Here is a 17,436-nt window from a genome sequence, read left to right on the forward strand (position 1 = left end):
TCCCGTCCCCTGGGAGACCCCGTCATGCGCACACCCACACCCTCGTCCGCCCGAAAAGCGGCCTTTGCCCTGACCGTGTCCGCCGTGCTCGTCACCACCGCCTGTACCGGCCAGTCCTCCTCCGGCGCCGACGACGACGCCTCGAAGGAGACGACCATCAACTTCTGGCACGCCTGGAGCGCGGACTCCGAGGTGGCGGGAGTGAAGGCGCTGGTCGCCGGTTTCGAGAAGGCGCATCCCAACATCCACGTCAACGTCGTCGGCAACATGACCGACGACAAGATCAACCAGGCGCTGCGCACGGGCGGCGGCAAGGCCCCCGACGTCATCTCCTCGTTCACCACGAACAACGTCGGCAAGTTCTGCTCCTCGGGGGCGCTGGTCGATCTCAACCCGTTCTTCAAGAAGTCGTCGATCGACCCGGACACGACCTTCCCGGCCGCGATGAACCAGTACACGCAGTTCGACGGCGACCGCTGTGCCGCGCCGCTCCTCGGTGACGCGTACGGGCTCTACTACAACAAGACGGCGTTCGAGAAGGCGGGCATCACCGCACCGCCCAAGACGTGGACCGAGTTCGAGGCCGACGCCAAGAAGCTGACGATCGCCCAGGGCGACTCGTACAAGCAGCTCGGGTTCATGCCGGACTACCACGGCTGGGAGACCACGACCGAGCACTACATGGGCCAGTTCTCGCCCACCTACTTCGACAAGTCGGGCAAGTCCACGGTCGCCACCGACCCGGCCGTCTCCGCCGCCTTCACCCTCCAGAAGAAGCTCGTCGACGAACTCGGCGGCTTCAAGAAGCTGGAGAAGTACCGTGCGGGGCTCGGCGACGAGTGGGGCCCCAAGCACCCCTTCCAGACCGGTCAGGTCGCCATGCAGCTGGACGGTGAATGGCGCCTGGGCATGGCCGTGGACGCCAAGCCCGGCTTCGACATCGGCGTCGCCCCGCTGCCCGTCCCCGACGACCAGGCGGACCAGTACGGCAAGGGCTACATCACCGGCACCATCGCCGGCATCGCAGCCAACAGCACCAAGCAGAACGCGGCCTGGGAGTTCCTGAAGTACATCACCACGGACACGGACGCGGTGGTCGGCTTCTCCAACGCCATCCACAACGTGCCCTCGACCCTCGCGGCCCTGAAGTCCCCGAAGCTGAAGTACGACCCGCGCTTCAAGACCTTCCTCGACATCGCCGCGAACCCGAACTCGACGACCGCCCCTTCCTCGATCAACGGCGGTGTCTACCTCGTCACCATCCAGGACCTCGGCTACGCCTACGAGAGCGGCAAGGTCACGGACCTCAAGAAGGGCCTCGCCGACGCGGCCAAGCAGATCGACACGGACATCGCGCAGGCGAAGTAGCGATGAGCACCGTCACCCTGGCATCGAAGCGCCGCCGGTCGGCGCTTCGGACCCTCGCCTTCATGTCGCCCTGGTTGATCGGCTTCACGGTCTTCTTCGCCTACCCGCTGCTCTCGACCGTCTACTTCTCGTTCATGCACTACGACGGCTTCAAGCCGCCGACCTGGAGCGGGACGAAGAACTGGACCTACGTCTTCGAGCACTACCCCTTCTTCTGGCCGGCCCTGCGCAACACCCTGTGGCTGGTCGTGGTGATGGTGTCCCTCCGGGTCGTCTTCGGCCTGGGTGTCGGTCTGCTCATCACGAAGATCAAGACGGGGACGGGGGTCTTCCGGACGCTCTTCTACCTGCCGTACCTGGCCCCGCCGGTGGCCGCCACGATGGCCTTCGCGTTCCTCCTCAACCCCGGTACCGGACCGGTCAACTCGATCCTGGAGAAGGTCGGCATCCCCGCGCCTGGCTGGTTCAACGACCCCACCTGGTCGAAGCCGGCCCTCACCCTGCTCGCCCTGTGGGGCATCGGCGACCTGATGGTCATCTTCATGGCCGCGCTGCTCGACGTGCCGCAGGAGCAGTACGAGGCGGCCGAGCTGGACGGGGCGTCGGCCTGGCAGCGGTTCCGGTTCGTCACCCTTCCCAACATCGCGCCGATCGTGATGTTCGCCGTCGTCACGGGCGTGATCCAGACCATGCAGTACTACACACAGCCGCTGATCGCGGGGAAGGTCGCCTCGGGCGTGATCCAGGGCGCGGGCACCCAGTTCGAGCCCGGCTACCCGGAGAAGTCCACGCTGACCCTCCCCCAGCTCGTCTACAACCTCGGCTTCCAGCGCTTCGACTACGGCTCCGCGTGTGTCGTCGCCCTCGTCCTCTTCGCCCTGTCGATGGTGTTCACCGCGTTCCTGATGCGGCGTCGGGGCGGTCTCAACCTGGCAGGTGACTGACCATGACCCAAGTACTGGACCGGCCGGTGGAGTTGAAGGCCCCGGTCTCGCCCGCCGAGCGCACCGCCCGGCGCAAGGCGCTGCTGGAGTGGGTGGCGGTCCACTCCCTCGGCCTCGCCGCCGCCCTCTTCTTCACGCTGCCCTTCGTGTTCGTGTTCCTCACCTCGCTGATGAGCGACACCCAGGCCCTCAGCCGCGATCTGATCCCGCACACCTGGGAGTGGGGCAACTACCGGCGGGTCTTCGACACCCCGGGCTTTCTGACCTGGTGGCGCAACACGCTGATCTACGCGGGACTGGGAACAGTCCTTACGGTCGTGTCGTCGATCCCGGTGGCGTACGCGCTCGCCAAGTTCCGCTTCCGGGGCCGCAATCTCTCCCTGATGCTGGTGATCTCGATGATGATGCTGCCGCCGCAGGTGGTCATCATCCCGATGTACCTGTTCTGGGCGAAGCAGCTCGGACTGTCGGGCACCCTGTGGCCGCTGATCATCCCGATGGCGTTCGGGGACGCGTTCTCGATCTTCCTGCTCCGGCAGTTCCTGATGACGATCCCGAACGAGTACGTGGACGCGGCCAAGGTCGACGGCTGCGGTGATCTGCGCACCCTGCTGAAGGTCGTCGTCCCCATGGCGAAGCCCGGCATCGCGGCCGTCGCCCTGTTCCAGTTCTTCTACGCCTGGAACGACTACTTCGGCCCGCAGATCTACGCCTCGGAGAACCAGAACGCCTGGACGCTCAGTTACGGCCTGGAGTCCTTCAAGGGCATGCACCACACCGACTGGAACCTCACCATGGCCGCGACCGTGCTGGTCATGGCCCCCGTGATCCTCGTGTTCTTCTTCGCCCAGAAGGCGTTCGTCGAAGGTGTCACCCTCACCGGAGTAAAGGGTTAACAAGCCATGAAACTCACCGTGGTCGGCGGAGGCTCGACCTACACCCCCGAACTCGTCGACGGCTTCGCCCGCCTGCGCGACACCCTGCCCGTCGAGGAACTCGTCCTCGTCGACCCGGCCGCCGAGCGCCTGGAGCTGGTCGGCGGTCTCGCCCGGCGCATCTTCGCCAAGCAGGGGCACAACGGCCGTATCGTCACCACGTCCGACCTGGACGCGGGCGTGGACGGCGCCGACGCGGTGCTCCTGCAGCTGCGCGTCGGCGGCCAGGCGGCTCGGCAACAGGACGAGACGTGGCCCCTGGAGTGCGGCTGCGTCGGTCAGGAGACGACCGGCGCGGGCGGCCTCGCCAAGGCGCTGCGGACGGTCCCGGTGGTCCTCGACATCGCCGAACGGGTCCGCCGGGCCAACCCGGACGCCTGGATCATCGACTTCACCAACCCGGTCGGGATCGTCACCCGCGCCCTGCTCCAGGCCGGGCACAAGGCGGTCGGGCTGTGCAACGTGGCCATCGGCTTCCAGCGGAAGTTCGCCGGGCTGCTCGGCGTCACACCTGCCGACCTCCACCTCGACCACGTGGGCCTCAACCACCTCACCTGGGAGACGGGTGTACGGCTGGGCGGTCCCGAGGGCGAGGACGTCCTGCCCAAGCTGCTCGCCGAGCACGGCGACACGATCGCCGGCGACCTGCACCTGCCGCGCCCGCTCCTCGACCGGCTCGGCGTGGTCCCGTCGTACTACCTGCGGTACTTCTACGCGCACGACGAGGTCGTGCGGGAACTGGGCAGCAAGCCGTCCCGTGCCGCCGAAGTGGCGGCGATGGAAAGCGAGTTGCTGCGGATGTACGGCGACCCGGCCCTGGACGAGAAGCCGGAGCTGCTCGCCAAGCGCGGCGGGGCCTACTACTCGGAGGCGGCGGTGGACCTCGCCGCCGGGCTGCTCGGCGGGGGCGGCAGCCCCTACCAGGTGGTCAACACCCTCAACCGGGGCACGCTGCCCTTCCTGCCCGCCGACGCGGTGATCGAGGTGCAGGCGGCGGTGGGCCCGAACGGTCCGACCCCGCTGGCGGTGCCGACCGTGGACCCGCTGTTCGCGGGGCTGATGGCGCACGTGACGGCGTACGAGGACCTGGCGCTGGCGGCGGCTCTGCGGGGCGGCCGGGACCGGGTGTTCAAGGCGCTGCTCGCGCATCCCCTCGTCGGCCAGTACGCGTACGCCGAGGGCCTCACCGACCGACTGATCGCACACAACCGGGAGCATCTCGCGTGGGCCTGACCGCATGTGTCCTCGCCGTCGACGCGGGCAACAGCAAGACCGACGTCGCGGTCGTGGCGGCCGACGGCAGCGTCCTCGCCACGGCCCGCGGCGGCGGGTTCCGGCCGCCGGTGGTGGGCGTCGAGGCGGCGGTGGACGCCGTCGCCGACGCGGTCGGGCGGGCCCTCGCCGCGGCCGGGGTGAGTTCGGTGGAGCACGTCTCGGCGTGTCTCGCCAACGCCGACTTCCCGGTCGAGGAGCGGCAGTTGGCCGCGGCGCTGCGCACGCGCGCGTGGGGCCCGGACGTGGAGGTCCGCAACGACACCTTCGCGATCCTGCGGGCCGGGGTGACCGAACCGCGCGGGGTCGCCGTGGTGTGCGGTGCGGGCATCAACTGCGTCGGCATGCGGCCCGACGGCCGTACCGCCCGCTTCCCCGCGCTGGGCCGGATCTCCGGCGACTGGGGCGGCGGCTGGGGCCTCGCGGAGGAGGCCCTGTGGCACGCGGCCCGCGCGGAGGACGGCCGGGGCGTCGACACCGACCTCGCGCACGTGCTCCCGCTGCACTTCGGGCTGCCCTCCATGTACGCCCTGATCGAGGCCCTGCACCTGGAGGAGATCGCCCCCGCCCGCCGCCACGAACTGACCCCGGTGCTCTTCGCCACGGCCGCGGCCGGCGACCGAGTGGCCCGTTCCCTCGTCGACCGCCTGGCAGACGAGGTGGTGTCCATGGCGACGGTGGCCCTGACCCGCCTCGACCTCCTCGACGAGGAGACCCCGGTCCTGCTCGGCGGCAGCGTCCTGGCCGCCCGGCACCCCCAACTGGACGACGGCGTAAGGGAACTCCTGGCGGACCGCGCCCCCAAGGCCGTACCCCGGGTGGTGACGGCGCGTCCGGTCCTGGGCGCCGCGCTCCTCGGCCTGGACCGGGCCGGGGCGTCCCCGGAGGTGCAGGCCAGGACGCGGGCGTACTACGAGGCCTGAGCGAGTACCGCGTCGGCCACCTCGGAGACGGACATGTCCTTCCCGACGTCGACGCGGGCCAGCCCCAGCCGGTCGACGGCCGCCACCATCAGCTCCTGGTAACGCACGCTCCGGGCAAGGAATTTGTCCATCAGGAACCGTTCCTCGTCCGTCGCCTCGTCGTAGCGCCCGGCCGTCCGGATCCGGGCGCGTACGACGTCCTCGCCGGCGGTGAGCCAGACGGCGGCGGTGTGCGGCACGTCCAGCCTGGCCACCCGCTCCGGCCACAGCGCCGAGCCCTCCAGGACCAGGCCCGGTCCGGTGGCGTGCGCCTGGACCAGGTCCTCGATGCGGGGCCACAGCCGCTCGTAGTGGGCGAGGACCGAGTCGATCAACTCGTCGACGCCGAGCGTCGCGTAGTGCTCGGCCACGTGCGGCGGCACCTCCCGCTCCGGCGTGCGCCAGGGCCGCCCCGGGTGTCTCGCCAGCAGGTCCGTCGAGCGATGCGCGACGCCGAGCCGGCCGGCGACGGCCCCGGCGACCGTGGACTTGCCGGTATTCGACGTTCCGCCGATCATCACCACCCTTACCCCGCGCACGACGGTGACCTTACGCGCCCCTTGGGGGGAACCGAACCGATTCCGGCGGCGTATTGATGGGCAAGGGGTGGTGCAGAACGCGGAGCGGCGGCAGGCAGTCCGCTGCGATCCGATCAAGATCGAGTGAAGCCCGGTGCGGATGTCGGTCCCGGCAGCGATACTTGCGGCGAGGGATGACCATGGGGGAGGTCAAACAGTGACACACCCGCCGAAGAGCAGCGCGGCACCACCGGGTTCCGGGGTGCCCACGATGCCGGCCATTCCGCCGCAGCCGGGACCCCCGGCCCCGGCCCCGCAGGCGCCCCCGCCCGCCCCCGCACCGGACCGCGCACCCGCCCGGCGTACGGCCTTCGCCGAGGGTTTCGACCAGGTGCGCGCGACCGCCACCACCGAACCGGGGCGGCTGCGCATCATCGGCGCGGCGCTCGCCCTGCTGGTCGTCCTCTTCGGCGCGGTGACCGCCTGGCAGACCAACGACCGGGCCGCCGCCGCGGACGACGTGCTGCACAAGAGCCAGCCGCTCAGCAGCGCCGCCGCCGACATCTACCGCTACCTGGCCGACGCCAACACCACGGCCTCCAGCGGCTTCCTCGCCGGCGGCCAGGAGACGGCCGTCTCCCGCAACCGGTACGAGAAGGACATCGATCTGGCGGCGACCGGTCTGGTCAAGGCGGCCTCGAACTCCGACCCGGACTCCCCCGCCGCGAGGACCGTGGCCGAGCTGAACACCCTGCTGCCGGAGTACAAGGGCCTGGTGGAGCGGGCCCGTACGTACAACCGCCAGGGCTTCCCGGTCGGCGGTGCCTATCTGCGGTACGCCAACGAGAAGATGCAGGAGGAGATGCTCCCGAAGGCGCAGAACCTCTACACGAGCGAGAACCAGCGGCTGCGCGCCGACTACGCCGACGCCACGCCCTACCCGTGGGCGGCGATCGGCTTCGGCGTCCTGGCGCTCGCCGGGCTCGCCTGGGCGCAGCACCGCAACTACCGGCGCACCAACCGGGTCCTCAACCACGGTCTGGTCGCGGCCACCGCGACGGCCACGGTGGTCCTGCTGTGGCTGGTCGTCGGCCACACCGTCGCGCGCGCGGGCCTCGACGACTCCTACGAGCACGGGGTCCGCTCGCTCAATGTGCTCCACGACGCCCGGATCGCCTCCCTGAAGGCGCGCGGCAACGAGAATCTCACCCTGGTGGCCCGCGGCGCCGAGACGGTCACCGTGCGGAACGCCCAGGGGCAGAAGGTCACCTACGACGCCTACGACTACGACTTCGGCAAGGACATGGACACCCTGGGCAAGGGCCTGACCGAGGCGTCCAGGCTCGCCGACGACAGCAAGGGCAAGAAGCCGGTCACCTCGGCCGAGGGCAACATGGCGGTGTGGAAGCAGCGTCACTCCGCGGCCCGCGAGCAGGACGACTACGGCAACTACGAAGTGGCGCTGAAGGCGGTCATAGGCGACAAGGGCACCACGGGCACCACGGGCGAGTGCTTCGACAGCGTCGACAAGAACCTCGCCAAGGCCCTGACCCACGAGGAGAAGGAGTTCGCGCGGTCGGCCGGTGACGGCCTGGGCGCGATGACCGGACTGCCGGTGGGCGCCGCCGTCCTGGCCGTCCTCGGCGCGGCCGGCGCGGTGCTGGGCATCGGGCGCAGGTTGTCGGAGTACCGGTGAGAGGGGGCGTGACGATGCGGATGCGCGGACGTGTGCGGACCGGTCTCAGGGGCTGGGGCGGTGTCGGGGCGATGGCGGTCGTCTGCGTCCTGGTGCTCGCCTTCGCGCTGCTGCTGCCACACACCCGGCCGAACGGGGACAGCGCGGGCACCGGAGGGCCGGGCGCGACGCGCGCGCTGCAGGCGGCGGACAACGACCCCTGTCTGAACCCGGCGATCAAGACGCACCCCGAGGACCAGACGCTGTCCCCGTCGAGCGCGGACGGCCCGACCATAGACAGGATCAAGGCCCGCCAGGGCGAGAAGCGCAAGCTGATCGTCGGCGTCGACCAGAACAGCTACCGCTGGGGCTACCGCAACCCCAACGGCGGGGCGAAGGCCGACCTGGAGGGCTTCGACATCGATCTGGTGCACCGGATCGCGCAGGACATTTTGGGTGACCCGAACGCCGTGCAGTTCAAGGCGATCCCGACCAACCAGCGCATCCCGGCGATCGAGAAGGGCCGGGTCGACATGGTCGTCCGCACGATGACGATCAACTGCACCCGTGTCGGCCAAGTGGCGTTCTCCGCCCCCTACTTCAAGACAGGTCAGCAGGTTCTCGCCCCCAAGTCATCGGACATCACGGGCTACAACGACACTCTGGCGAAGAAGAAGATCTGCACGGCCGAGGGTTCGACCGCCTTCTCCAAGCTGGAGGACGACAAGAAGGCGGGGGATCTCGTCGCCTCCGCCGACATCAAAACCACCGTGCCCAACCAACTCGACTGCCTCGTCAGGCTCCAGCTCGGCGAGGTCGACGCCGTGGTCACCGACGGCGCCCTCGCCGCCAGCCAGGCCGCCCAGGACCCCACGGTCGAACTGAAGGGCTCCCCCTTCACCACCGAGTACTACGGCGTGGCGATGAAGAGGAACGCCGACGACCTGGTACGCCGGGTCAACCAGATCCTGGTGGACTACCGCAAGGACACCACCGACGGCTGGCAGGCGTCGTACGACAGGTGGCTGTCGGCCACACTGAACGAGAGCTCGGCGAAGTCGGAGCCGCCACCACCGAAGTACCTGCGCAAGAACTGACGCACCGTCACAACCGAACAACCACCCAGCAACCCTTCAGCAGCGAGAGGTGATCGATGGGCGTCACGGGACCCCCCGGGCCGGTGATGGACCGGGACGAGGTGGACCGTGCGCTGGCGCGGCTCGGCGCGGAGCACGAGGCGATCGAGACCTCGCTCCTCGCCCTGCAGGACCACGCGGGCCGCAGGCTCCTCGAAGGCGCCGACCTCACCGGGGTCACCAAGGAGCGCTGGGAGGCCGCCGACGCGTCGATCACCCTGCTGTGGGCGTACTTCGACGCGTACTCGGACGCGCTGCGCTCGGCCCGCGAGATCCGATCCCGCCGCCGCTGGTCCAGCCGCGAGGACCTGGTGGAGCTGTCCGAGCTGCTGCGCGGCGAGTCGGTCACGGTCGCGGGCTCGGCCACCGCCACGGCCAACGCGCCCACCCTGCACGGTGGTTCGGGCAAGCTCAGTGAGCGGTTCTCGCTGGTGACGCTCGTGGAGCGGATGAACGAGCTGTACGCGACGAGCCTGGACATGGTCGTCGCCGCCGACGCGGTGTGGTCGGCACTGCCCGCGCGGATAGACCTCCTGTCCGCCGAGCTCCAGCGCACCCGCCGGCTCGCGCACTCCGTCGGCGTACGGCCCGGGGAGCATCCGGCCGGTGACGACCTGGAGCGCATCACCCGCACCCTCACCTCGCTGCGCGAGCAGGTGATCTCCGACCCGCTCGCCTTCTGGCAGCGCGCGCAGGGCAGTTCGGCGCCCGGCGGCGGCAGGCCGGACACCACGGCGTACGACCGTGAGGCGCGCGCGCTGGAGGACGTGCGCCGGGAGATCGACGCCGTGCTCACCGTCCGGCAGGACGCGGAGGCCCGGCTGGTCAGGCTGCGGGACGTGCTCTCCCGCGCGGACCGCACGCTCGCCGAGGCGCGTCTCGCGCGCGGTGAGGTGCTCGCGAAGATCGCCGCCACGGAGGTGCCGGTCGTCAGCGGACCGCCGACCGCGCTGCAGGAGCAACTGGCGACGGCCGCCGAGTACCGCAGACACGCCCAGTGGCACCGTCTGTCCCCGCTCCTGGAGTCCCTGGAGCAGAAGGCGGAGGACGAACTGCTGCGCGCCCGCGAGTCGCTGACCGCGGTCACCGCACCGCTCGCGGTCCGCGCTGAGCTGCGCGGCCGGCTCGACGCGTACAAGGCGAAGGTCGCCCGGCACGGGCTGGCCGAGGACCCGTTCCTGATCGAGCGGTACGACGCGGCCCGGCGGATGCTGTGGAGCGCGCCCTGCGACCTGCGGGTCGCCGAACAGGCCGTGCTGCGCTACCAGCACGCGGTCGCCGAACTGCTGGGCGCCCCGCGGGTGCCGCAGGACCGTAGGGGGGAGTCGACGTCATGAGCCAGGAACAGCAGCCCTGCCAGCGGCCCGGCTGCGACGGTACGTACGAGGACATGGGCGGCGGCGAGCTGTACTGCGACACCTGCGGCCTCGCGCCGGTCGTCCCGGCCGGGGCGGCCCGGGCGGCCCGGGCCGGCTCGGTGCCCACCGGCGGGACGGGCGGCGGCAGCCACTCGCAGGGCAGCGCCGGTTCGCGCGCCACCGGCCGCGGTTCCACACGTACGTCCTCGCACTCGTCGAAGTCGCGGCGCTCGGTGTCGGGACGCCTCTCGCGCGCGGTCTCCGGGAGGTCCACGGGCCGTTCGGTGTCGGTGCGCGGCTCCGGCTCGACCGCCGGTTCGACCGGGCGCGGCCGGCTCGGCGCGGGGCTCGTCGAGGTGCCCGGGGTACCGCGGCCCGACCCGCGCGGGATGGTGCTGGAGAACCCGGAGGTGCCCGAGCGCAAGCGGTTCTGCTCGCGCTCCGACTGCGGTGCCCCGGTGGGGCGTTCGCGCGGGGAGCGGGCCGGGCGCACGGAGGGCTTCTGCACGAAGTGCGGCCACCCGTACTCGTTCGTGCCGAAGCTGAAGTCCGGTGACGTCGTGCACGGCCAGTACGAGGTCGCGGGCTGTCTGGCGCACGGCGGTCTCGGCTGGGTGTATCTCGCCGTGGACCGCGCGGTGTCCGACCGCTGGGTGGTCCTCAAAGGCCTGCTGGACACCGGCGACCAGGACGCGATGGCCGCGGCGATCTCCGAGCGGCGCTTCCTCGCGGAGATCGAGCACTCCAACATCGTGCGGATCTACAACTTCGTGGAGCATCTCGACCAGCGCACCGGCTCGCTCGACGGCTACATCGTCATGGAGTACGTCGGCGGCAAGTCGCTGAAGGAGATCGCCAACGGCCGCCGTTCGGCCGACGGCAAGCGGGACCCGCTGCCGGTGGAGCAGGCGTGCGCCTACGGCATCGAGGCCCTGGAGGCGCTCGGCCACCTCCACAGCCGCAACCTCCTGTACTGCGACTTCAAGGTCGACAACGCCATCCAGACCGAGGACCAGCTCAAGCTGATCGACATGGGCGCGGTGCGCAGGATGGACGACGAGGAGTCGGCCATCTACGGGACGGTGGGCTACCAGGCCCCCGAGGTCGCGGACGTGGGCCCCTCGGTCGCCTCCGACCTGTACACCGTCGGCCGCACCCTGGCGGTGCTGACCTTCGACTTCCAGGGCTACACCAACGTCTTCGTGGACTCGCTCCCCGACCCCGACAACATCGAGGTCTTCCGCCGGTACGAGTCCTTCTACCGGCTGCTGGTCCGCGCGACCGACCCTGACCCGGCCCGCCGGTTCTCCTCCGCGCAGGAGATGTCGGAACAGCTGACGGGCGTCCTGCGCGAGGTCGTCTCCCTGCAGACGGGCCGCGCCAGGCCCTCCCTGTCGACCCTCTTCGGCCCCGAAGTTCGGCTCACAGACACGGAGTTGTTCCCGAAGCTGGACGGAGAGGTGTCGCGGCTGGGGGGACGGGTGCTGCCGTCCCGGAAGGCCTCCGTCGGTGCCGGCGGTGTGGTCGGTTCCGGTGGTGTGGCCGGTGCGATCGGTGCCGGCGGTTCGATCGTCAAGCCGGTCAACACTCCCACCGCCTCCCTCGCGCTTCCCGTCCCCCTCGTCGACCCCTCCGACCCCAACGCCGGTTTCCTCGCCGGACTCATGACCACCGCGCCCGCCGAACTGCTCGGCGCCCTCGCGGCCGCGCCGGCCCCGTCGGCGGAGTCACGGCTCCGGCAGATCCGCGCCTGGCTGGAGAACGGCGACGCGCACACCGCGGACGAGGCGCTGCGGCGTCTCGAGGACGAACGGCCCGACGACTGGCGGGTGGTCTGGTACCGGGGCGTGGCCGCCCTGGTGACCGGCGACCACGAGGCCGCCGCGCTCGCCTTCGACGCGATCTACGACGCCTTCCCCGGCGAACCCGCCCCCAAGCTCGCCCTCGGCCTGTGCGCGGAGGTGCTCGGCCAGCTCGACAACGCCGCCGAGTACTACGGCCTGGTCTGGTCGACCGACCCCAGCTATGTGAGCGCCGCGTTCGGCCTCGCGCGCGTGCAACTGGCGAGCGGGGACCGCCGTAGCGCGGTGAAGACGCTGGAGTCGGTGCCGGAGTCCTCCATCCACTACACCGCCGCCCGGGTGGCCGCCGTCCGCGCGCGGCTGCGTGGACGCACCGCGACCGCGGGCGACGTACCCTTCCTGGACGACCTGACCGCCGCCGCCGGGCAGGTCGAGGCGCTGGACGCGTACGGTCTCGATCCGGCGCGCCGTGAGCAGTTGTCGGCCGAGGTGCTGGGCGCGGCCCTGGACTGGATACTCTCCGGTGGCCAGGACTCCGTCGCCCCCGCCGCCGGGGGACGGGCGCTGCTCGGCAGTGGACTGGACGAGCGAGGACTGCGCTTCGGCCTGGAGCGTTCGTACCGCGCGCTGGCCCGGCTCGCGCAGGGCGGCGAGGAGAGGATCTACCTGGTGGAACGAGCCAACCGTTACCGCCCCCGGACGTGGGTGTAGTTGATGTCGCAGATGCCCCAGCAGACCGCCCTGTCGAGGTGCCCGAGCTGCGAGGAACCCCTCGAGTCGGGCGACCGCTTCTGCGGTGCGTGCGGATACGACCTGTCCGCCGTCCCGGCACGCCCGGACGACAGCCCGACCATCGCCATGAACGGCGCGCCCGCGGCCGGCCCCTGGCCGCAGGCCCCGCACCCCCCGGCCGAACTGCATCTGCCGACCGACCTGCGGGCCGCGGCGTCGGGCGAGCACGAACTGCCCCAGGTGCCACCCCAGTCGGGGCCGGTGCTCGGGTCACCGGTCTCCCCCGCCTCCGGTGTGCGCTTCGACCGGCCCCCGGAGCCCGAGGAGTACCTTTTGCAGGCGCCCGACCCACGCGTGGCCGCCGGACCGCCCACCCCCGCCGAGGGCACCGCACCGTCGACGGTCTGCGTGGCCTGCCGCGCCGGCCGGGTCGACGACGACGGGTACTGCGAGAACTGCGGGCACGCCCAGCCGCGTGAGCGCGACCACATGGAGCAGGAGGCGGGCCCGATGGCCGCCGTCAGCGACCGCGGGCTGCGCCACCACCGCAACGAGGACGCCTTCACCCTCGGCACCAGCGTGCTGCCCGACGGCTCGCCGGCCACCTTCGCGGTCGTCTGCGACGGCGTGTCCTCCGCGACCCGCCCCGACGACGCCTCCCTGGCCGCGTCCCGGGCCGCGGCCGACGCGCTGCTGGCCGCGCTGCCGCAGGGCACGCATCCCCAACAGGCCATGCACGAGGCGATCGTCGCCGCCTCCCGCGCGGTCAACTCGCTCGCCGGGGAACCCGCCACGGCCCGCGAGCACCAGCCCCACCAGAACGCCCCCGCGTGCACCATCGTCGGCTCGGTCGTCACCCCGAGCCTGCTGGTCGTCGGCTGGGTCGGCGACAGCCGCGTCTACTGGGTGCCCACGGACCGCAGTTCACCCCCGGCCCGGCTCACCGAGGACGACTCCTGGGCCGCACAGATGGTCGCTGCGGGCCTGATGAACGAGGCCGAGGCGTACGCCGACGAGCGCGCCCACGCGATCACCGGCTGGCTCGGCGCGGACGCCTACGAACTCGACCCGCACACCGCTTCCTTCAAGCCGGACCGGCCTGGTGTCGTGGTGGTGTGCACCGACGGCCTGTGGAACTACGCCGAGGCGGCCGACGAGATGGCGGAAGCCGTACCGGCCGACGCCGCCGCGCGCCCGCTGCACACCGCCCGGGTGCTGGTCGGCCACGCCCTGGACGGCGGGGGCCACGACAACGTAACAGTGGCCGTCGTGCCGTTCCCGACCCCTTCGCAGGGGGCAGGATCGGCCTGAGGCCGCACACGGGGAACGCGCCGCAGCGGGAGCGCCGGACCGGAGGGGACCGGTCCGCGATCAGTCATCGCCCCACGACTGTGGGGGTTCGCGAGGGGGATGTGAGCAGGCATGGCCAATTTCTCGAAGTCGCACGCGCCGCAGTTCGCGATGGACGTCTACCAGAACGAGTACCTGCCCGAAGGCGGCCGTGAGGTCAACGCGGTCGTCACGGTGACCTCGACCGGCGGCGGCACGATCGGCAGCGCGGTCGCGGCCGCGCACCTGTGGTCGGCGCAACAGGGCCCCTCGGCGGCGGTCGCGGTCATGGTCGACTGCTCGGGCTCCATGGACTACCCGCCGACCAAGATGCGCAACGCCCGCGACGCCACGGCCGCCGCGATCGACACCCTGCGCGACGGGGTGCACTTCGCGGTGATCGGCGGCACCCACGTGGCCAAGGAGATCTATCCGGGCGACGGCCGACTCGCGGTCGCCGACGCCACCACCCGCGACCAGGCCAAGCAGGCCCTGCGCAGGCTCAGCGCGGGCGGCGGCACGGCCATCGGCACCTGGCTGCGCCTCGCCGACCGCCTGCTGTCCTCGGCGGACGTCGCCATACGGCACGGCATCCTGCTCACCGACGGACGCAACGAACACGAGTCACCGGAGGACCTCAAGGCCTCCCTCGACGCCTGCGCGGGCCGTTTCACCTGCGACGCCCGGGGCGTGGGCACCGACTGGGAAGTGAAAGAAGTCACAGGGATCGCCTCCGCCCTGCTCGGCACCGCCGACATCGTCGCCGACCCGGCCGCCCTCGCCGCCGACTTCACGCAGATGATGGAGACGGCCATGGGCAAGGAGGTCGCCGACGTCGCCCTCAGGGTGTGGACCCCGGTGGGCACCACCATCAAGTTCGTCAAGCAGGTCGCGCCCACCGTCGAGGAGCTCACCGACCGCCGCACCGAGGCCGGTCCGCGCGCCGGGGACTACCCCACCGGCTCCTGGGGAGACGAGTCCCGTGACTACCACGTCTGCGTCGAGGTCCCGGCCGCGAACATCGGCCAGGAGATGCTCGCCGCCCGGGTCTCCCTGGTCGTCCCGCAGCCCGACGGCACCACACAGAACCTGGGCGCACAGGGTCTCGTCAGGGCCGTGTGGACCGACGACATGGTCGCCTCGACGTCGATCAACCCCCAAGTCGCCCACTACACCGGCCAGGCCGAACTGGCACAGGCCATCCAACAAGGGCTCGATCTCCGCAAAGCGGGCGATATCGACGGAGCAACGGCCAAACTGGGCCGGGCCGTTCAGCTCGCGAGCGACTCGGGGAACGCCGATACTGCGAAACTGCTTTCGAAGGTGGTCGACGTGGTCGACGCCACGACAGGTACTGTGCGACTGAAGGCGAAGGTCGAGGAGGCCGACGAGATGACTCTCGAGACACGGTCGACAAAGACAGTTCGTGTAAAGAAGTAGACAGTTACCGACGTAGAAGTTCCCTGATCCGAGAGGGGGAAGCGCCGACATGCCGACCTGCCCGAACGGACACCAGTCGGGTTCCGACGACTGGTGCGAGGTCTGCGGTCACCGCATGGCCGGTGCCGTGCCTCCACCTCCTCCGCCGCCGCCCGGTCCGGGTGGAGGCGGCTACGGCTTCCCGCCGTCCGGCGGTCCTGGGGGCCCCGGGGGCCAGCCCGGTGGACGCCCGCCTCTGTCCGCCGTACCGGACCCCGAGCCGGAGCTCTGCCCGCAGTGCCGTACGCCCCGTGAGGGCGGTGCGCCCTTCTGCGAGGAGTGCCGGTGGAACTTCCTGACGAACACGGCGACCTCGTACACCCCGGCCGCCCCGCGCCCGCCGGCCGGCTCCGGCGGCCCGCCCTCGCACTTCCAGCAGCAGCCGCCCGGGCCCGGTCCGTCCTTCGGCGGCGGCGGTGACTCGTACGAGTACCAGGGCTCGCGCCCGTCCCAGGTGAACCGCCCCGCGGAACCGATCCCCTTCGGCTCGGAGCCTTCGGGCCGCTCGGGTCCGGGTGGACCGGGCGGCGGCCCGGCTGGGCCCGGCGGTCCTGGCGGTCCTGGCGGTCCGCAGGGTTTCCCCGGTAACCCGTCCCGGCCCGGTGGTCCCGGCGGTCCCGGTGGTCAGGGCTCCTCCGGTCCTTCCGGTTTCCCGGGTGGGCCCGGTGCACCCGGCGGTTCCGGCCCCTCCGGTTTCCCCGGCGACCCGTCCCGATCCGGTGGCCCCGGCCAGTCCGGTCCTGGTGGCCAGCAGGGTTTCCCGGGCGACCCCGGACGCTCCGGCGCCCCCGGCCCCTCCGGTTTCCCAAGCGGCCCGGGCGGACCCGGCGCACCGGGCTCCTCCGGTTTCCCGGGCGAACCCTCACGTCCCGGAGGCCCAGGCGGCCCCGGCGGTCCTGGCGGTCCCGGCGGTCCTGGCGGTCCCGGAAACAACCCCGGCCCCGGCGGCTACGGCTACCCGCAGCCCGGCGCCACCCAGGCTCCCCCCGGTCCGCCCGGATCCTCCGGCCCCGGTGGTCCCGGTGGTTACGGCTACCCCCAGCCCGGCGGTCCGCAGGGCTTCGGCGGCACTCCCACCCAGCCCGGCCCTGGCGGTCCCGGCGGCCCCGGCGGCCCGCAGGGCTTCCCCGGCGACCCGTCCCGCCCCGGCCCGGGTGGCCCCTCCGCTCCCGGTGGTCCGCCGAACTTCGGTGCCGACCCCTCCCGCCCGGTCCCGCCGCCCCCGGGCCCGACCCCACCCGCCGGCCCCGGTAACACGAGCGGTGCCCCGCAGGGCTTCCCGGCGCAGGGCGCATCCGCCCCGCCCGCCTTCCCGCAGGAGACCAACCGGCCCCAGCAGGGCGGTCCGTCCTTCGGCGGCGGCGCCGACGACTGGGTCATCTCCCCGCCCTCCAACACCGCCCCCGGAGGTCCGGGCGGCGGCCCCGGCGGTCCCGGCGGCGGCTACGGCTACCCGCAGCCCGGCGCCACCCAGGCCCCGCCCGGGCCCCCCGGGCCGTCCTTCCCGCAGCAGCCTGCGACCTGGACGGCGACGATCGGCCCGGACCGCGACTACTTCCTGGCGATGATGCAGCGCTCCGGCCCGGAGGCCGCGGGACTGAACCTGCCCGCGTACTCCCCCGAGCAGCAACGCACGCTCACCGGCAACCAGGTCACCATCGGCCGCCGCCGGCACTCCACCGGTGACACCCCCGACGTCGATCTGTCGGTGCCGCCTGAGGACCCGGGCGTCTCGCACCAGCACGCGGTGCTGGTGCAGCAGCCGGACGGCTCCTGGGCGGTCGTGGACCAGAACTCGACGAACGGCACCACGGTCAACGGGGCCGAGGAGCCCATCACACCGTTCGTGCCGGTGCCGCTCCAGGACGGCGACCGAGTGCACGTGGGCGCCTGGACGACGATAACGATCCGCCGCGGCTAGCCGGC

13 protein-coding genes are annotated in these 17,436 nt (G+C 71.7%); 12 read left to right on the forward strand and 1 reads right to left on the reverse strand.

Annotated elements, in window-relative coordinates:
• Nucleotides 1-24 precede the first annotated feature (24 nt).
• Genes ACIRP7_RS01260 through ACIRP7_RS01280 form a run of 5 tightly spaced genes read left to right on the forward strand, consistent with a single transcriptional unit; the run spans nucleotide 25 to nucleotide 5,442 of the window.
• Entirely contained in the window at nucleotides 25-1,368 is a 1,344-nt protein-coding gene (locus ACIRP7_RS01260) for an ABC transporter substrate-binding protein (protein WP_403652244.1), read from the forward strand.
• A 2-nt stretch (nucleotides 1,369-1,370) separates the two neighbouring features.
• The gene (locus ACIRP7_RS01265) at nucleotides 1,371-2,312 is read left to right on the forward strand and encodes a carbohydrate ABC transporter permease (RefSeq protein WP_403652247.1); all 942 of its coding nucleotides are present in this window, start codon (nucleotides 1,371-1,373) and stop codon (nucleotides 2,310-2,312) included.
• A gap of 2 nt (nucleotides 2,313-2,314) precedes the next feature.
• Complete coding sequence (locus ACIRP7_RS01270; RefSeq protein WP_403652250.1) at nucleotides 2,315-3,208, forward strand: carbohydrate ABC transporter permease; 894 nt, start codon at nucleotides 2,315-2,317, stop codon at nucleotides 3,206-3,208.
• A gap of 6 nt (nucleotides 3,209-3,214) precedes the next feature.
• Nucleotides 3,215-4,480, forward strand: a complete 1,266-nt coding sequence (locus ACIRP7_RS01275; protein ID WP_403652253.1) for a 6-phospho-beta-glucosidase — start codon at nucleotides 3,215-3,217, stop codon at nucleotides 4,478-4,480.
• On the forward strand, nucleotides 4,471-5,442 hold the full coding sequence (locus ACIRP7_RS01280) for an N-acetylglucosamine kinase (protein WP_403652256.1): 972 nt from the start codon (nucleotides 4,471-4,473) through the stop codon (nucleotides 5,440-5,442). The genes ACIRP7_RS01275 and ACIRP7_RS01280 overlap by 10 nt, the downstream gene beginning before the upstream one ends.
• On the opposite strand, the gene ACIRP7_RS01285 is transcribed toward ACIRP7_RS01280, so the two are convergent.
• Nucleotides 5,430-5,999 carry a hypothetical protein gene (locus tag ACIRP7_RS01285; protein WP_403653014.1) on the reverse strand — a complete coding sequence of 190 codons (570 nt, stop codon included), beginning with the start codon at nucleotides 5,997-5,999 and terminating at the stop codon, nucleotides 5,430-5,432. The two genes, ACIRP7_RS01280 and ACIRP7_RS01285, sit on opposite strands and share 13 nt — an antisense overlap.
• A gap of 271 nt (nucleotides 6,000-6,270) precedes the next feature.
• Between ACIRP7_RS01285 and ACIRP7_RS01290 the strand changes: the two genes are divergently transcribed.
• The 7 genes from ACIRP7_RS01290 to ACIRP7_RS01320 all read left to right on the forward strand — a co-directional run bounded on the left by ACIRP7_RS01290 (nucleotide 6,271) and on the right by ACIRP7_RS01320 (nucleotide 17,431).
• Nucleotides 6,271-7,695, forward strand: a complete 1,425-nt coding sequence (locus tag ACIRP7_RS01290) for a hypothetical protein (RefSeq protein ID WP_403652259.1) — start codon at nucleotides 6,271-6,273, stop codon at nucleotides 7,693-7,695.
• A gap of 14 nt (nucleotides 7,696-7,709) precedes the next feature.
• Nucleotides 7,710-8,771, forward strand: coding sequence for a glutamate ABC transporter substrate-binding protein (locus ACIRP7_RS01295; protein ID WP_403652262.1), 1,062 nt, complete (start codon nucleotides 7,710-7,712; stop codon nucleotides 8,769-8,771).
• 56 nt (nucleotides 8,772-8,827) lie between these two features.
• Nucleotides 8,828-10,147 (forward strand): hypothetical protein, encoded by a 1,320-nt coding sequence (locus ACIRP7_RS01300; RefSeq protein WP_403652264.1) that lies wholly within the window; start codon nucleotides 8,828-8,830, stop codon nucleotides 10,145-10,147.
• A complete protein-coding gene (locus tag ACIRP7_RS01305; protein WP_403652266.1) occupies nucleotides 10,144-12,681 on the forward strand; it encodes a tetratricopeptide repeat protein in 2,538 nt (845 codons plus the stop codon). The genes ACIRP7_RS01300 and ACIRP7_RS01305 overlap by 4 nt, the downstream gene beginning before the upstream one ends.
• Nucleotides 12,682-14,013: a protein phosphatase 2C domain-containing protein gene (locus tag ACIRP7_RS01310; protein WP_403652269.1), complete on the forward strand. Its 1,332-nt coding sequence runs from the start codon at nucleotides 12,682-12,684 to the stop codon at nucleotides 14,011-14,013. It begins immediately after the preceding gene.
• A gap of 111 nt (nucleotides 14,014-14,124) precedes the next feature.
• Entirely contained in the window at nucleotides 14,125-15,471 is a 1,347-nt protein-coding gene (locus ACIRP7_RS01315) for a VWA domain-containing protein (RefSeq protein WP_403652272.1), read from the forward strand.
• Nucleotides 15,472-15,520: 49 nt separating this feature from the next.
• Nucleotides 15,521-17,431: an FHA domain-containing protein gene (locus ACIRP7_RS01320; RefSeq protein WP_403652275.1), complete on the forward strand. Its 1,911-nt coding sequence runs from the start codon at nucleotides 15,521-15,523 to the stop codon at nucleotides 17,429-17,431.
• The last annotated feature ends 5 nt before the right edge of the window (nucleotides 17,432-17,436 follow it).

Origin of the sequence: Streptomyces sp. NPDC102270 (assembly GCF_044766405.1) — a bacterium.
Taxonomy (GTDB): domain Bacteria; phylum Actinomycetota; class Actinomycetes; order Streptomycetales; family Streptomycetaceae; genus Streptomyces.

What these genes read in the sequence shown, in the direction of transcription:
- ACIRP7_RS01315 (WP_403652272.1), top strand. Translation starts at nt 14,125, where the DNA reads ATGGCCAATTTCTCGAAGTCGCACGCGCCGCAGTTCGCGATGGACGTC.
- ACIRP7_RS01260 (WP_403652244.1), top strand. Translation starts at nt 25, where the DNA reads ATGCGCACACCCACACCCTCGTCCGCCCGAAAAGCGGCCTTTGCCCTG.
- ACIRP7_RS01285 (WP_403653014.1), bottom strand. Translation starts at nt 5,999, where the DNA reads ATGATCGGCGGAACGTCGAATACCGGCAAGTCCACGGTCGCCGGGGCC.
- ACIRP7_RS01300 (WP_403652264.1), top strand. Translation starts at nt 8,828, where the DNA reads ATGGGCGTCACGGGACCCCCCGGGCCGGTGATGGACCGGGACGAGGTG.
- ACIRP7_RS01265 (WP_403652247.1), top strand. Translation starts at nt 1,371, where the DNA reads ATGAGCACCGTCACCCTGGCATCGAAGCGCCGCCGGTCGGCGCTTCGG.
- ACIRP7_RS01275 (WP_403652253.1), top strand. Translation starts at nt 3,215, where the DNA reads ATGAAACTCACCGTGGTCGGCGGAGGCTCGACCTACACCCCCGAACTC.
- ACIRP7_RS01305 (WP_403652266.1), top strand. Translation starts at nt 10,144, where the DNA reads ATGAGCCAGGAACAGCAGCCCTGCCAGCGGCCCGGCTGCGACGGTACG.
- ACIRP7_RS01290 (WP_403652259.1), top strand. Translation starts at nt 6,271, where the DNA reads ATGCCGGCCATTCCGCCGCAGCCGGGACCCCCGGCCCCGGCCCCGCAG.
- ACIRP7_RS01320 (WP_403652275.1), top strand. Translation starts at nt 15,521, where the DNA reads ATGCCGACCTGCCCGAACGGACACCAGTCGGGTTCCGACGACTGGTGC.
- ACIRP7_RS01295 (WP_403652262.1), top strand. Translation starts at nt 7,710, where the DNA reads ATGCGGATGCGCGGACGTGTGCGGACCGGTCTCAGGGGCTGGGGCGGT.
- ACIRP7_RS01270 (WP_403652250.1), top strand. Translation starts at nt 2,315, where the DNA reads ATGACCCAAGTACTGGACCGGCCGGTGGAGTTGAAGGCCCCGGTCTCG.